General features: G+C 70.6%; 11 protein-coding genes. 4 read left to right on the top strand and 7 right to left on the bottom strand.

Annotation, left to right across the window (positions count from 1 at the left end):
* Positions 1-72 precede the first annotated feature (72 nt).
* The 7 genes from IE209_RS22330 to imuA all read right to left on the bottom strand — a co-directional run bounded on the left by IE209_RS22330 (position 73) and on the right by imuA (position 10,355).
* Positions 73-2,517 (bottom strand): TonB-dependent siderophore receptor, encoded by a 2,445-nt coding sequence (locus IE209_RS22330; RefSeq protein ID WP_189689112.1) that lies wholly within the window; start codon positions 2,515-2,517, stop codon positions 73-75.
* Positions 2,518-2,587: 70 nt separating this feature from the next.
* Positions 2,588-3,550 carry a FecR domain-containing protein gene (locus IE209_RS22325; RefSeq protein WP_189689111.1) on the bottom strand — a complete coding sequence of 321 codons (963 nt, stop codon included), beginning with the start codon at positions 3,548-3,550 and terminating at the stop codon, positions 2,588-2,590.
* Complete coding sequence (locus IE209_RS22320; RefSeq protein ID WP_189689110.1) at positions 3,547-4,047, bottom strand: sigma-70 family RNA polymerase sigma factor; 501 nt, start codon at positions 4,045-4,047, stop codon at positions 3,547-3,549. The genes IE209_RS22325 and IE209_RS22320 overlap by 4 nt, the downstream gene beginning before the upstream one ends.
* A gap of 57 nt (positions 4,048-4,104) precedes the next feature.
* Positions 4,105-4,980 (bottom strand): S1 family serine peptidase, encoded by an 876-nt coding sequence (locus IE209_RS22315; protein WP_189689109.1) that lies wholly within the window; start codon positions 4,978-4,980, stop codon positions 4,105-4,107.
* A 75-nt stretch (positions 4,981-5,055) separates the two neighbouring features.
* Positions 5,056-8,364 (bottom strand): error-prone DNA polymerase, encoded by a 3,309-nt coding sequence (locus tag IE209_RS22310; RefSeq protein ID WP_189689108.1) that lies wholly within the window; start codon positions 8,362-8,364, stop codon positions 5,056-5,058.
* Complete coding sequence (locus IE209_RS22305; RefSeq protein WP_189689107.1) at positions 8,357-9,652, bottom strand: DNA polymerase Y subunit UmuC family protein; 1,296 nt, start codon at positions 9,650-9,652, stop codon at positions 8,357-8,359. Before IE209_RS22305 ends, IE209_RS22310 begins: the two co-directional genes overlap by 8 nt.
* Positions 9,624-10,355 carry a translesion DNA synthesis-associated protein ImuA gene (imuA, locus tag IE209_RS22300; RefSeq protein ID WP_189689106.1) on the bottom strand — a complete coding sequence of 244 codons (732 nt, stop codon included), beginning with the start codon at positions 10,353-10,355 and terminating at the stop codon, positions 9,624-9,626. The genes IE209_RS22305 and imuA overlap by 29 nt, the downstream gene beginning before the upstream one ends.
* A 413-nt stretch (positions 10,356-10,768) precedes the next feature.
* Between imuA and IE209_RS22295 the strand changes: the two genes are divergently transcribed.
* The 4 genes from IE209_RS22295 to IE209_RS22280 are packed head-to-tail and all read left to right on the top strand — an operon-like array spanning position 10,769 to position 14,624.
* On the top strand, positions 10,769-13,051 hold the full coding sequence (locus IE209_RS22295) for a TonB-dependent receptor (RefSeq protein ID WP_189689147.1): 2,283 nt from the start codon (positions 10,769-10,771) through the stop codon (positions 13,049-13,051).
* Between the two features lie 58 nt (positions 13,052-13,109).
* A complete protein-coding gene (locus IE209_RS22290) occupies positions 13,110-13,790 on the top strand; it encodes a Fe2+-dependent dioxygenase (protein ID WP_189689105.1) in 681 nt (226 codons plus the stop codon).
* 20 nt (positions 13,791-13,810) lie between these two features.
* Positions 13,811-14,095, top strand: a complete 285-nt coding sequence (locus tag IE209_RS22285) for a PepSY domain-containing protein (RefSeq protein ID WP_189689104.1) — start codon at positions 13,811-13,813, stop codon at positions 14,093-14,095.
* Positions 14,079-14,624 (top strand): cytochrome b/b6 domain-containing protein, encoded by a 546-nt coding sequence (locus IE209_RS22280; RefSeq protein WP_229882998.1) that lies wholly within the window; start codon positions 14,079-14,081, stop codon positions 14,622-14,624. The genes IE209_RS22285 and IE209_RS22280 overlap by 17 nt, the downstream gene beginning before the upstream one ends.
* The last annotated feature ends 3 nt before the right edge of the window (positions 14,625-14,627 follow it).

Genomic DNA, 14,627 nt, shown 5'->3' with positions numbered 1-14,627 from the left:
CGCGGCATCATAGGCAGCGCCGCGCCGCCCGCCGCGCGCATGCCCATGCGGGCGGCGGGCCTTCGGCCCCGCTCAGAAGTCGTAGCGCGCGCTCAGGTTCACGCTGCGCGGCATGCCCCAGGTGTAGAACAGCCCCTGGCTCGTGAAGTTGGTGACGCCCGCGAAGTACTTCTTGTCGAAGGCGTTGTCCACGTTGAGCGTGAAGCTCAGGTGGCGGTCGAGCTGGTAGCGGGCCATGAGGTCGAACAGCCAGTAGGCGTCCTGGCGCAGCGTGGCCGTGCCGCGGCTGGTGGCGATGGCGCTCTGCCAGCGCATGCCGCCGCCCAGCGTGAGGCCTTGCAGCGCGCCACCGGCGAAGCGGTAGCTGCTGCCGAGCTTGAACTGGTGCCTGGGCGTGGTGGAGGCGCTGTCCAGGTTGCTGCTGTTCATGACCCAGCTGCCCTGGGCCTGCCAGCCGCGTGCGAGTTCGCCCGAGAGCTCGAGCTCGTAGCCGTGCCGCATCGCGCCCTGGACGGCCCGGTAGATGCTGTCGCCGTTGTCGTTCAGGCCCACTTCTTCGGCCGTGTTGTCGGTGCGCATCCAGAAGTGGGAGATGCTGGCGTTCAGGCGCCTGTCGAAGAGCTCGCCCTTGGCGCCGAGCTCGTAGGTCTTGCCCTCTTCGGGCGGCAGCGTGCGTTCGGCCGCGTCCTTCGCGCTCTGCGGCTTGTAGATGCTGGCGTAGCTGCCGTAGACCGACACGTTCGGGGCCACGTCGACGACCAGTCCGGCATAGGGCGTGACCACGCCGCGCTCGCGCATCTGGTAGTTGTACCAAGCGACATCGGTCACGTCGCGCTGCGTGTAGTTGCTGACGCGCGCGCCGACGATCAGCTTCACGGGGTCGGCCAGGTTGAAGCGGCCCGTGGCGTAGACGTAGCGGTTCTTGCGGCTGAACAGGTCGTTGGAATAGGCCACGCCGCGCCAGTCGGGCTCGGTGATGCCGCCGCCCTCGGCATAGACGATGCCGGCCGCCGCCAGCGAGGCGCCCGCGGCATTGCCGCGCAGCAGCGTGGTGCGCGCGCGCGCGCTGCCCATGCCCACGAGCAGATCGTGCGTGCGGCCGAACAGCTGGAACGGGCCCTGCACGTCCAGGCTGATGCTGTCGTTGCGGTCGTCGATGTCGGCATAGCGGCCGTACTGGACCTGGCCGGGCAGCGCGTACTGCAGGTAGCCGATCAGCAGCTCGGGTGTGTCCACCGTGTCGCGCGCCAGCTGCAACTTGGCCGTCCAGCCGCCGGCGAAGCGGTGCTCCAGCCGCGCGAACAGGCCCAGCGATTCCTGGTCGTAGCCGCCCCAGGAAGCGCCGTTGCTGTAAGAGCGCGAAGTCAGCGGCACGGCCACGCCGGCGCCCGAGTAGGCCTGGATCGGCGTGGTACCCGAGCTGCCGCGCAGCGTGCGTTGCTTGTAGGTCAGGCCACCGCTGAGCTGGGTGTCGGGCGTGAGCTCGGCCTCCAGCGTGCCGTACAGCGTGCTGTTGCGGTTGTGCTGCCGGTCGCGGAACGAATCCGCGTCCTTGTGCGCGGCCACCAGGCGGCCGCGCAGCGTGCCGGCGGCGTTGAGCGGGCCGCTGATGTCAGCGTCGGCCCGGGTGCTGCTCCAGCTGCCCACGCCGGCCTTGACGCTGGCCTGGAACTCACGCGTCGGGCGCTTGCGCACCAGGTTGATGGTGCCGCCGTAATTGCCGTCGCCGCTGACCAGGCCGGAGGAGCCCTTGAGCACCTCGATGCGGTCGATCTCGGCCATGTCGTCCAGCGTGTACAGGATGTGGGTGTTCCAGCCCCAGCCCGTGGACAGCAGGCGGTTGCCGTCGACCTTGAGGTTGGCCGTCGAACCGCGCACGTGGAAGGTGGTCATGTCGCTCTGGCGGCTCACGGTCACGCCGGGGGTCTGCACCATCGCGTCGGCCAGGGTCTCCAGATGGAAGTCGTCCATGCGCTGGCGCGTCATGACGGTGACCGACTGCGGCGTCTCGCGCAGCGTGAGCGCCAGGCCGGTGGCGGCGGCGCTGGGGCCGGTGGCGGTGTAGCTCTCCGTGCCCTCGGTGCGGCCGTCGCGCTCGGCCTGCGCGGTCACGCGCACTTCGGGCAGCGCGGTGCCAGCGGCACCGTTGGACGCGGGCGGGCGCACGGCGGCCGCCGGCCCGGCGGCGCGGCGCAGCGTCCAGGTGCCGTTGTCGGCCACCGCGGCCTGCAGGCCGGTGCCGGCCAGCAAGGCGGCCAGCGCCTGCGCGGGCGGCAGGCTGCCCTGCAGGCCGGGGCTGTCCAGGCCGCGCACGAGTTCGGGCTGGTAGGCCAGCAGCACGCCCGCGCTGCGCGCGAAGGTCGCCAGCGCCGCATCGAGCGGGCCGGCAGGGATGCTGTACGCCACGGGCCGGACTGCGGGAGCCTGGGCCCGGGCTGCGGGCGCTGCCAGCGGCCCGGTGATGGCGAATGCGGCCGCGAGTGCGGCGGAAAGCGTGGTGGCGGGAAATGCGTGCATGGTGCTCGGGACGGAGGAAGAAAAGGGGTTCTCCCCTCCTTGTCGCGTGAGACGCGAAAAGGTACAGACCCTAGGCCGGGCCGATGCGCACCCAGTAAGGCACCGGCACATGCACCTGCACCGGCAGCACCTGCACCAGGGCCTGCAGGATGCGGTCGGTGTCGGCCAGCGGAAACACGCCCGACAGGCGCAGGCCCGCCACCTCGGGCGCCAGCTGGACCAGGCCCGGGCGGTAGCGGCGCAACTCGTCGATGAAAGCGTCCAGCCGCATGTCGGAAGCCACCAGCACGCCGTCGGCCCAAGCCGGCGCCTGGGGTGGCGGCAGGGCCATGGGCGTGCCGCCGGCCGGCAGCCGGGCGGCCTGGCCGGCATCGATGCGCAGCACGGAGGCCGCGCCGCGCAACTCCACCGCGCCTTCGAACACCGCGACGCGCGTGGCCTCGCCGGCCGGGCCGTCGGTGTCGTGGCGCACCGTTAAGCGCGTGCCGAGCGCCTGCGCGCATCCGGCCGGCGTGTCGACCACGAAGGGGCGCGCGGGCACTTGCGGGTCGGGCGCCGTGGCGATCAGCAGCTCGCCGCTGTGCAGGCGCAGCCGGCGCAGCGTGGGACCGAAGTCGATGTCGAGCGCGGTGGCGGTGTTGAGCAGCAGTTCGGTGCCATCGGGCAGGTGCAGCCGGCGCTGCTCGCCCTTGGCCGTACGCAGCCCGGCCAGCCAGCCGCGCATGGCCATCTGCTCGCGGCCGGCATAGACCGCCAGGCCGGCCACGGCCAGCGCCGCCATGCCGCCCAATGCGCGGCGCCGGCCCGCGGCCCGCGCCGGACTGGCGATGGCGGCGGCCAGGCCCGGCGCACCCGTGCGCCAGCGCGCATCGGTGGCTTCGACATGGCGCCAGGCCTGCTCGTGCAGCGGATCGGCCGCTCGCCAGCGCTGCCATTGCGCGCGGCTGGTTTCGGTGGCCTCGCCGGACCACAGGTGCACCAGCCAGTCCACGGCGGCATCGACCACGGCCGCCGGCAGTGGCGGCGCCGTCATGGCGCGCCCTGCGGGAAATAGCACTGGCGCACCGCGCGCGCCATGTACTGCTTGACCGAGCTCAGCGAGACGCCCAGCCGCTCGGCGATCTGGGCATAGGACAGGCCGTCGAGCTGGGCCCACAGGAAGGCCTGGCGCACCTTGGCCGGCAGCCCGTCCAGGACGCGGTCGATCTCCAGCAGCGTCTCCAGCACGATGGCACGCTCCTCGGGCGAGGGCGCGAGGCACTCGGGCCGGTGGGCCAGCGCATCGAGGTAGGCGCGCTCGACCTCGCGCCGGCGCAGGTGGCTGACCATGACGCGCCGCGCCACGGTGGTCAGGAAGGCACGCGGCTCGCGGATGTCCTCCAGCACCTGGCGCGACTCGATCACGCGCAGGTAGGTGTCGTGCGCGAAGTCGGCCGCGTCGCCCGCATGGCCCAGCCGGCGCTGCAGCCAGGCGCGCAGCCAGCCGTGGTGCTGCTGGTAGAACTGGATCAGGGGCTGCTGCGGGTTCACTGGATGAGAAGAATTCTTATTCCTCTCATTGTAGGCCCCGCCCCGCGGGCGGTCTGCTCAGAACTTACTGACGAAGCCGTGGATCATCGCGCGCACCAGGGGCTCGAAGTCCAGGATCTTGTCGGTGCCCAGCACCACGCCCAGCGGCGCCGGCCCGGGCAGCGCAGGCGGCGGCACCGGCCGGCCCGCGCGCATGCGTCCGACCAGGGGCTCGACCCCGGTCTCGCCCTGCAGGTGGGCATGGCGCTGGGCGTACAGCACGCCCAGCAAGGCCACGCCGGGCGAGCGCTGCCCAGCGGCCCCCACTTCGCCGGCTTGCGCCGGCATGCACAGGAACACCGGCGCGCCACCCAGCCCGGGATGGCAGGGTGCATCGACCAGGAACACGGGCGCGCCGCCGTACGGCAGGTTGGCGTGGGTGGCGGTGATGCCCATGCGCGCCACGGGCTGCAGCTGCTGCGGATCCCACAGGCCGAGCGGATAGCCCAGCACGGCCACGGACTCCAGGTGCGCCAGTTCGGCACGCTGCTCGCGCGGCAGGATGGCCGAGCGCGACAGGTAGGTGATGTGGTAGTCGTCGCCCGCGGCCTTGATGGCCTGCAGGCTGGCCCCGGCGAAGATCAGCACCAGATCGACCGACGGGTCGGGATGCGGATGGCACTTGTCCTCGAAGTCGGGGATGCGGCATTCCAGCGGCTGGTGCGGCTGCAGCCGGCCGTCCGCGTCCTTGCGCGTGATGAAGAAGCGTCCGCTGCGCGCGCCCTGGACCACGTGGCGGCTGGTGATCAGGCAGGGGCTGCGCTTGCCGTTCTCCAGCAGGAAGGCGAAGAAGAAGCCGGTGCCGCACTGCACGCCGGTGGGCGTGTCGCACTCGATGCGCGCGACGCAGTAGCCCAGCTCCTCGGTCAGTTTCTGCGATCCGGCAAGTGGCATGGGGCTGCGCGCAACAAATGTGTCATCCGATGATTCGGATGCTAACCGAGCAGATGGGGCGGCACTTTCCGTTGTTCAGTGGAAATCCCTGCTGCGGCTGCGCAGCTGCCCGAGCCGGCCCAGCAGAGGCGTCAGATCGCGCAGCCGTTCGGCCACGAGGTGGCGCACCTGGCCGCCGCTGTCCACGTCGCGCTGCCACAGCCCTTCCACGGCCAGCAGGCGCGCCTTGAGCAGGGGCTCGCGCTGTTGCTCGCGCACGCGCTTCCAGACGATCACGTTGACGGGGCCGGTCTCGTCCTCCAGCGTCACGAAGATGGTTTCCTTGGCCGTGCCGGGCTGCTGGCGCACCGTGACCAGGCCGCAGGCGCGCACGCGCCGGCCGTGCGGCAAGGCGTTGAGCTGCTCGGCATTGAGGATGCGCCAGCGCGCCAGGCGCTCGCGCAACAGCGCCAGGGGATGGCGGCGCAGCGTGAGGCCGGTGGCGTCGTAATCGAACAGGATCTCCTCGCCCTCCCGGGCCGGCAGCAGCGCCAGCTGGGCCTCGTGCACGGGCGCGCCGCGCAGCAGGACCGGGGCGCGGTGGCGCGCAGCGGCCTCCCAGACCTGCTGGCGGCGGTGGCCGGCCAGGGAGTGCAGCGCATCGGCCGCGGCCAGCGCGTCGAGCTCGCGCCGGTCCAGCGCGGCGCGCAGCGCGAGGTCTTCGACATCGGCGAAGGCGCCGGCGGCGCGGGCCTGCACGATGCGGTCGGCCGCCGGCTTGTTGAAGCCCTTGACCAGGCGCAGGCCCAGGCGCACGGCGGGCTGGCCTTCGCTGGCGGGACGGGCGCGCACGCCGGGCGCGTCCTCTAGTGCGGCGTCCCAATCGCTGAACGACACATCGGCGGCGCGCACGTCGATGCCGTGGCGCACGGCATCCTGCACGAGCTGCGAGGGCGCGTAGAAACCCATGGGCTGGGAATTCAGCAGCGCGGCCAGGAAGGCGGCCGGCTCGTGGCACTTGAGCCAGCTGCTGGCGTAGGCCAGCAAGGCGAAGCTGTAGGCGTGGCTTTCGGGAAAGCCGTATTCGCCGAAGCCGCAGACCTGTTTGTAGATGCGTTCGGCGAATTCGGCGCTGTAGCCGTTGTCCAGCATGCCCTGCACCAGCTCGTCGTGCCAGGGCGTGATGTCGCCCTCCTTCTTCCAGGCCGCCATGGAGCGGCGCAGCTGGTCGGCCTTGCCGGGCGTGAAGCCGGCGGCATCGACGGCCAGCTGCATGACCTGTTCCTGAAAGATGGGCACGCCCAGCGTGCGCTTGAGGGCGGGCTCGAGCGCGGGTTTCTCATAGTGGATGGGTTCGCCCCTGTCGCGTTGCGCACGCGCCTTCAGGTAGGGGTGCACCATGCCGCCCTCGATCGGCCCGGGCCGCACGATGGCCACCTCGACCACGAGGTCGTAGAACACCCTGGGCTTGAGCCGCGGCAGCATGGACATCTGCGCCCGGCTCTCGATCTGGAACACGCCCACGGTGTCGGCCTGGCAGATCATGTCGTAGGTTTTCGGGTCGTCGATCGGGATGCCGGCCAGATCCCATTGCCGGCCGCGCAGCGGGTTCACGAAGTCCAGGCAGCGGCGCAGCGCGGTCAGCATGCCCAGGGCCAGCACGTCCACCTTCATGAGGCCCATGCGCTCCAGGTCGTCCTTGTCCCACTGGATCACCGAGCGGTCCTTCATGGCGGCCTTCTCGATGGGCACGAGGCTGGTGAGCCGGCCTTCGGTCAGCACGAAGCCGCCCACATGCTGGCTCAGGTGGCGCGGAAAGCCGCGCAGCTGCTCGGCCAGCAGCACCCACTGCAGCACGCGGCGCGGATCGATGCTCAGGCCCAGCTGGTCCAGAAGATCCGGCAGGCGTTCGTCGATCAGGCCTGGATCGAACCAGTGGTGCTCCTTGGCGAAGGCATCGACGAGTGCGGCCGGAATGCCCAGCGCCGCGCCCACATCGCGGATCGCACTGCGGCGCCGGTAGCTGATGACCACGGCGGCGATGGCGGCACGGTCCTGCCCGTACTTTCGGTAGATGTACTGGATGACGTCTTCACGGCGTTCGTGCTCGAAATCGACGTCGATGTCGGGCGGCTCGTGCATGCGCTCCTTGCTGATGAAGCGCTCGAGCAGCGGGCTGGAATGCTCCGGATTGGCCGCGGTGATGCCCAGGCAGTAGCAGACCACCGAGTTGGCGGCCGAGCCGCGGCCCTGGCACAGGATCCCTTGGCTGCGTGCGTGGCGCACGATGTCGTGCACGGTCAGGAAGAACATCTCGTAGCCGCAGTCGGCGATGAGCGCGAGTTCCTTCTCGACCAAGGCGCGGATGCTTTCGGGCATGCCATGGCGGTACCGCGCGCGCGTGGCTTCGGCATAGGTCAGTTCGCGCAGGGCCTGCGTGGGCGTGAGGCCCGGCGGCAGCACTTCCTTCGGATAGCGGTAAGCGATCTCCTTCAGATCGAAATTGCAGCGTTTGCGCACCGTCTCGGTCGCCGCCAGCAGCTCCTGCGGATAGACCTGCCTGAGCGTGACGCGCGAGCGCAGCCGCCGTTCGGCATTGGGTTCCAGCGCGAAGCCGCACTCGGCCACCGTCTTGCCCAGGCGCACGGCGGTCAGCACGTCGTGCAGCCGCTTGCGCGAGCGGGCGTGCATGAGCACGCCGCCGGCGGCCACCGGCGCCACGCCGGTCAGCACGGACAGCTGGCGCAGTTGCGACAGCCACAGCGCATCGTCGGCCGCGCCCACGAGTTCGACGGCCAGCCACAGGCGCTCACCGAACAGCGTGCGCAGGTGGCGCAGCGTGGCGCGCAGTCGCAGTGCGTCGGGTTCCGGATGGCGTTCGGGCACGCAGAGGATCTCGCAGTCGGCCAGCGACGCCCAGTCATCGTCCCAGCCGATGCGGTAGTCGCCCTTGTCCACGTCCTGGTGCCGGCGCGCATGCGAGATCAGTTCGCACAGCTGCCCCCAGCCCGCGAGGTCGTGCGGCAGCACCACGAGGCGGCAGCCGGGCAAGGCGAACGCGCTGCCGGGCACGAACGCGAAATCCCGCTTGTAGACCTGACCGGTCTTGCGCTGGGCCTCCTCCAGCATGGCCTCGTAATCCTGGAGCGCCATGTAGGCCCGCACCACGCCCGCCACGGAGCATTCGTCGGTCAGCGCCAGTCCGCGGTAGCCCAGGCGGTAGGCCTGCACCACGAGTTCGGCAGGGTGCGATGCGCCGCGCTGGAAGCTGAAATTGCTCAGGGCATGCAGCTCGGTGTAGTGGCCCAGCGGGTCGGCCAGCCCGGACACCGGCTGCGGCAAGGGCCATTTCCAGGGGGCGAGCTCCTCGTCCTTCTCCTGGGCATTGCGCGAGGGATCAGGCATAGGCGCCCTGCAGGAACCAGCGCGGTTCGGCCTGGCCGCTGTGCGGCCGCTCGCAGTACAGCCACAGCAGGCCGAGCTGCGCGCTGCGGGCCAGGCGGTAGTCGCGCACCGCGGGCTTGTCCGCTTCCAGGTCCCACCAGCCCGCCCCCTCCACGCGGCGCGGCCTGGCCAGCAGTTGCAGCGGGCCGTGGAACAGCGGCTGGCCCTGGGCGTCCATGTCCAGCGCCAGCGGCTCGCGCAGCAGCCAGGCCGGGTACAGCGCGGCATCGGGCGCGAGCTCCTCGGCGGGGGGCTGCGCCTGGTTGACAGGATCCTGCGCGGGCACCCAGCGCTGCATGCGCTCGGGCCGGTGGTCGGCCACGAGCCGCGGCACCAGCACGCGGTCCGCCCCCAGGCGCGCGGCCAGGCGCTCGACGAGCGCGTGCAGCGGCTCGCCGGTGTGCTGCTCCTCGGGCAGCAGGCTGGCGCTGGCGCCGGGCAGCGGCGCCACCTCCAGCGTGCGCAGGCGCAGGTGGTTGGCCGGCGCGGCCAGGCTCTGCTGCTGCAGATGCTCGTGCAGCAGCCGGCGCAGGTGCGCCATGTCCTGCGTGGGCCGGGCCGTGCGGATGGGCAGCCTGGCCTGGCGCGGCAGTTGGCGGCCGTCGATGCGGCGCAGGTCGTGCGTCCATTCCAGCTCCAGCGCCAGCACGCCGCGCTGGCCGGCGCGCAGCCAGGTGTGCAGCGCGTCCAGCAGGCGCTGGCCGGTCCACAGCAGTTCGGGCGCGGCGGTGGCGATGGCGGGCAGTTCCAGGTTCTGGTCGAACACGGGCGGCAGCCGGCACCAGTCGTACGCGGCCGGGCGCTCGCCGTAGGCCTGGTCCAGCGCCTCCAGCAAGGCGGCGCCGAAGCGGCGCGCCACGCCCGCCCGCGGCAGCGCGCGCAGTGCGCCGAAGCTGCGGCAGCCGGTGCGCTCGAGCACGGCAAGCGCTGGCGCGGCCGCCACAAGCGTGTCCAGCGGCAGGCCGTCCGGCACCTGCTGCGGCGGCGCACGGTGCTGGCATTTCAGCAGCAGCAGTGCCAGCGCGACCGGCGCCGTGCGGCCGCGCGCCCAGGCCCGGCAGGGTTGCAGGGCACCCGGCTGCAGCAGTTGCTGCAGCAGCGCGCGCAGGCCGCCCCACAGCCGCAGCGTGCTGGAGACCTCCAGCAGCACGCAGCCCTGCTCCACGGCCACGCGCGGCGTGAAGCGCAGCGCCTGCCAGCACCAGGCCTGCAGTTGCTCCTCAGGCGGTGACAGGGCGATCCAGGCCATGGCGGATCTCGGCCAGCACGGCCGGCGCAGCAGCAGGGACGCGCCGGCGCAGTGCCAGCAGCGCAGCCAATGCCGGCGCCTCGGCCGGCAACGCGAGCGGCCGGGCCATGGGCGGGCCGCGGCGCTTGAACACCAGCACCTGCAGCGGCGCCCCGCCCTCCAGCCGAAGCCGCAGCGGCGCGGGCGAGGATTCGGCCTGCGCCGCGGCCGGCCGGAAGCCGAACAGCGGCTTGCCATGGTCGAGCGCCGCCAGGTGCAGCCGGCGCAACCCGTCGGCCCGCACGCGCGGCAGCCAGGCCAGCACGGCCGGCACATCGGCGCAGCGCACGGCCTGCTCGGCAGCCCACAGCCGTGCCTTGTCTTCCTCGGCCCGCACCCACAGCAGCCGTGCCGCCGGCAGGCCCTGCGCAGCCAGTGCCGGCGCGAAGGGCTGCAGGCCCTCGGGCGCCCCGACCAGGGCCACGGGGCCGCGCGCGCTGGCAGCCAGGCGCGCCAGCGCGGGCAGCAGCAGCCGCCAGTCGTGGCAGGCCGGCCGGAGCTGCAGCAGCTCTGAAAGCCCCGCCGCTGGCCAGCCGCCGCCCGGAAGCTCGGCATCCAGCGCCGGGTGGCCGCTGGGCAACGCCGCGGCCGTGGCCTGGCCCAGCGCGTCGCCGCGCCAGACATCGGCCCGTTCCGGGAGGGAGGTGGACGGCATCGCAAACATGAATTACTGGTGATTTGTACAGCATTATGCGGCGACCGCCATCGCGGTCAAGCCGCCACAAGGTGTGGGGCGGATGACACACCTGGTCACGAATGGACCCGAAGACCGTACTGTGAAACATAGAATCGAATGAGAAATGTTCTTACTACGTTTGTCGCTGGCAAACCGCTGCATGCGGAATGCCGCGGCAACGGGGTAGTCGCTGCTGCGCGGGGGAGCGCAGCCCATTTCGAACCTGCGGGCCGGGCCATCGCACGCCCTGCCCCTGTCAACCACCGCATCGCACGACAACACGAACGCCCATGCACCGAGCCAAGCCGACCGCCAAGATTCCACGCAGCCTGCGCACCGCCGCCCGCCCTGCTGTCCTGTCCAGGGGACGTGCCGGCGTGGCCCTGGGCGTTTCCACCGCGATGCTGCTGCCGCTGGGAGCACTGGCGCAGACCGCCACCGCCAGCGGCGGCACGCTGAACGAAGTCAAGGTGCAGGCCACCAAGATCGACCCCAATCCCAATGCCGAGGTCGGCGCGCCCTACAAGGCCAAGACCTCGGCCGACACACGCCACACGCGCCCGCTGGCCGAGACGCCGCAGACCATCTCGGTCATCACCAAGAACGCCATCGACGATGCCGGCGTGACCGATCTGAAGCAGATCCTGGCGGCCCAGCCCGGCATCACGCTGGGCACGGGTGAGAATGGCAACGCCTTCGGCGACCGCTACATCATCCGCGGCCAGGAAGCCCGCAGCGACGTGTTCGTCGACGGCCTGCGCGACCCCGGCATGACCACGCGCGAGAGCTTCGCGATCGAGCAGATCGAGATCACCAAGGGCCCGAACTCCAGCTTCGCGGGCCGCGGCAGCGCCGGCGGCGCCATCAACGCCATCACCAAGCAGGCCACGCTGGACTACGACTTCGCGCGCGCCTCGGTCGGCCTGGGAACGGACAAGCACCGCCGGCTGACGCTGGATGCCAACAAAGGCTTCACCGATCAGTTCGCGCTGCGCGTCAATGCGCTGGTCGGCAGCGAGGGCGTGCCCGACCGCTCGCCCTCCAAGCGTGAACGCAACGGCCTGGCCCTGTCCGGCTTGTGGGAGGCCAGCGCCGACCTGTCGTTCACGCTCGACTACTACGGCTTGCGCGCCAAGGACAAGCACCCCGACCTGGGCAGCTACCTGACCGGCACCCTGCCCAACCGCTGGCCCGCCAGCGGTGTGCCGGTCTACGCCCAGTCGCAGGACTTCCTGAACTCCGACGTGGACACGCTGACGGCCCGCATCAAGTGGAAGCCGGCGCCCAACATGACCGTGAACAGCCTCACGCGCTACGGCGAGTCGAGCAACGGCTACCTGGTCACGGGCGCCAATGCGGCTACACGCTACGCCTCCCCTGCCGACCCCACAGGTTTCAACACCGCCTCGCTGAGCACGCACAACGGCTGGCAGGAGGTGAAGTACTTCGCGCACCAGACCAACCTGCGCTGGGACACCCAGCTCGCCGGCACCAAGAACGAGTTCATCTTCGGCCTGGAATACACCGACCACAAAGTCAAGCGCGGCAATTACACGAGCACCAACACCGGCGCCACGAACTGCTTCTCGCGCACCACACAGACGAATGCCACGACTGGCGTCGTCACCGTGACCAACACACCCGCCTACTGCATGTTCGACGCTGGCGGCAATCTCGTCGCCAACCTGAACAACCTGCTGGGTCGCAACATCACCAAGGGCGACTGGGGCAGCGACTGGCAGGTCAAAAGCTTCGCGCTCAGCGCCATGGACACCGTGGACCTGACCGACAAATGGACGGTGTTCGGCGGCGTACGCGCCGACTACACCGACTTCAGCCTGCTCACGCGCAACCCCACGACGGGCGCACAGACCGGCGACTACGCGTACAACAAGACACTCTTCAACGGCCACCTGGGCGTGACCTACAAGATCAACCCGATGGGCATCGTCTACGCGGCCTACGGCACGGCGCAAGACATCAACGGCGGCGAATCGGACACCGGAACCAGCAGCGGCTACGGTGGCCTGGTCACCTACAACGGCAACGCGGCCGGTGCCAAGCCCGAGACCTCGCAGAACTTCGAGCTGGGCACCAAGTGGAACCTGCTGGACGACAAGCTGCTGGCCACGGTCGCGTTGTTCCAGACCACCAAGAAGGACGTCATGGAAGGGGCCAATTACGACTCCCTGGGCACCTTCAACACCGGCAAGAACCGCGTGCGCGGCATCGAGTTCGGCCTGTCGGGCAACGTGACCGAGAAGTTCCAGGTGCAAGCCGGAGTGGCGATCATGAAGTCCAAGGTGCTGGAGTCGGCCACCGCGACCAACCTGACGCGCCCCCTGTCCAACTTCGCCGACCGCGCCGTCACCGTGCAGGGCAAGTACCAGCTGACGCCTGACCTCTCGGTCGGCGCCATCGCCCGCTACGAAAGCAGCCGCTGCGGTGGCCAGCCCGACACCGGTGCCGGCTTCAACGCCGCCGGACAGTGCTCGCAGCCCGTACCGTCGTTTACCGTCTACGACATGTTCGCCAGCTACCGCGTGAACAAGAACATCGATGTGCGCCTTAACGTGCTCAACGTGTTCGACAAGGACTACTACACCGCGGTCTACCGCTCTGGCGCCTTCCTGTACAAGGGCGACGCCCGCGCCGCCCGCGTGACGCTGGACTACTCGTTCTGACCCTGCACCGATGGAACAATGCCGGGCCCGCCCGGCATTTTTCGTTGGAGTCATCCGCATGCTTCTCGCCATCGACCAGGTCCTGAGCCCGGACGAAGTGCGCCAGTTCCGCACCCGCCTGGACGCGGCCGCCTGGCAGGACGGCGCCGCCACCGCCGGCAGCGCGGCGCGCCTGGTCAAGCACAACCAGCAGCTCGACGCGCAGGACTCGGTCGGCCTGCAACTGGGCGAACACCTGCTGCGCCGCCTGGCCGAAACGCCGCAGTTCGTCTCGGCCGCGCTGCCCAAGCGCATCCACCCGCCCCGGTTCAACCGCTACGCCGGCGGCGGCCAGTACGGCGCGCACGTGGACGCGGCCATCATGCAGTTGCCGGGCGGCCAGAGCCTGCGCACCGACCTGTCGGCCACGCTGTTCCTGGCCGAGCCCGAGGAGTACGAGGGCGGCGAACTCGAGATCGAGGACGCCTACGGCGTGCAATCGGTCAAGCTGGCCGCGGGCGACATGGTGCTCTACCCCTCCACCAGCCTGCACCGCGTGACGCCGGTGACGGCAGGCGCGCGCGTGGCGGCCTTCTTCTGGGTCGAGAGCCTGGTCGAGGACGACCGCGCGCGCACGCTGCTCTACGACCTCGACCAATCGATCCAGGAGCTCGGCGCCACGCTGTCCGCGCAGGACCCGCGCGTGCTCAAGCTCATGGGCATCTACCACAACCTGGTGCGGCGCTGGGCCGTCACCTGATCCCCGCGAAGGAGTTCTCCATGAAGTCTTCCATCACCCGCGCCCTGCCGCTGGCCCTGGCCATTCCCCTGGCACTCATGGCCGGCAATGCACTGGCCCACGGCAACGTGCAATGTCCCAAGTACCCCAAGGCCGAATGGCGCCCGCACACCGAACTGCAGGAAAAACTGGTCAAGGACGGCTGGACCGTGCGCCGCATGGAGAAGACCGACACCTGCTACGAGGTCTACGGCAAGGACCCGCAGGGCAAGCGCGTCGAGGCCTTCTTCGACCCCAAGACCTTCGAGCGTGTCGAAGAGAAGTGAGCTGAAGATCTGGGACTGCCCGGTGCGCCTGCTGCACTGGGCACTGGTCCTCTGTGTCACCACGGCCTGGTGGACCGGCGGGCGCACCGACGGCTGGCACGAAAACTTCGGCTACGCCGTGGCTGCCATCGTCGCGCTGCGGCTGGCCTGGGGCTGGGGCGCCAGCCGCCATGCCCGCTTCGCCCAGTTCGTGCGCGGGCCGCGCGCCACCTGGGCCTATGCCTTGAGCGTGTGGCGCGGCACCGCGCCGCGTTACCTCGGCCACAACCCGCTCGGCGGCTGGATGGTGCTGGCGCTGCTGGGCAGCTGCGCCGCACTGTGCCTGTCGGGCTGGCTCTACACCACGGACTGGCTGTGGGGCTACGGCTGGCTCTACTGGACGCACTTCGTGCTGGGCTGGTGGCTGGTCGGCCTGGTCGTGCTGCACCTGGCCGGCGTGGTGTTCACCAGCTGGCAGCACCGCGAGAACCTCGTGCGTGCGATGGTCACGGGACACAAGCCCGCACCCGGCGAGCACGACATCGCCTGACGG

This window comes from Pseudorhodoferax aquiterrae, assembly GCF_014652235.1.
Lineage (GTDB): Bacteria > Pseudomonadota > Gammaproteobacteria > Burkholderiales > Burkholderiaceae_C > Pseudorhodoferax > Pseudorhodoferax aquiterrae.
This window is presented reverse-complemented; position numbering and strand designations above follow the sequence as displayed.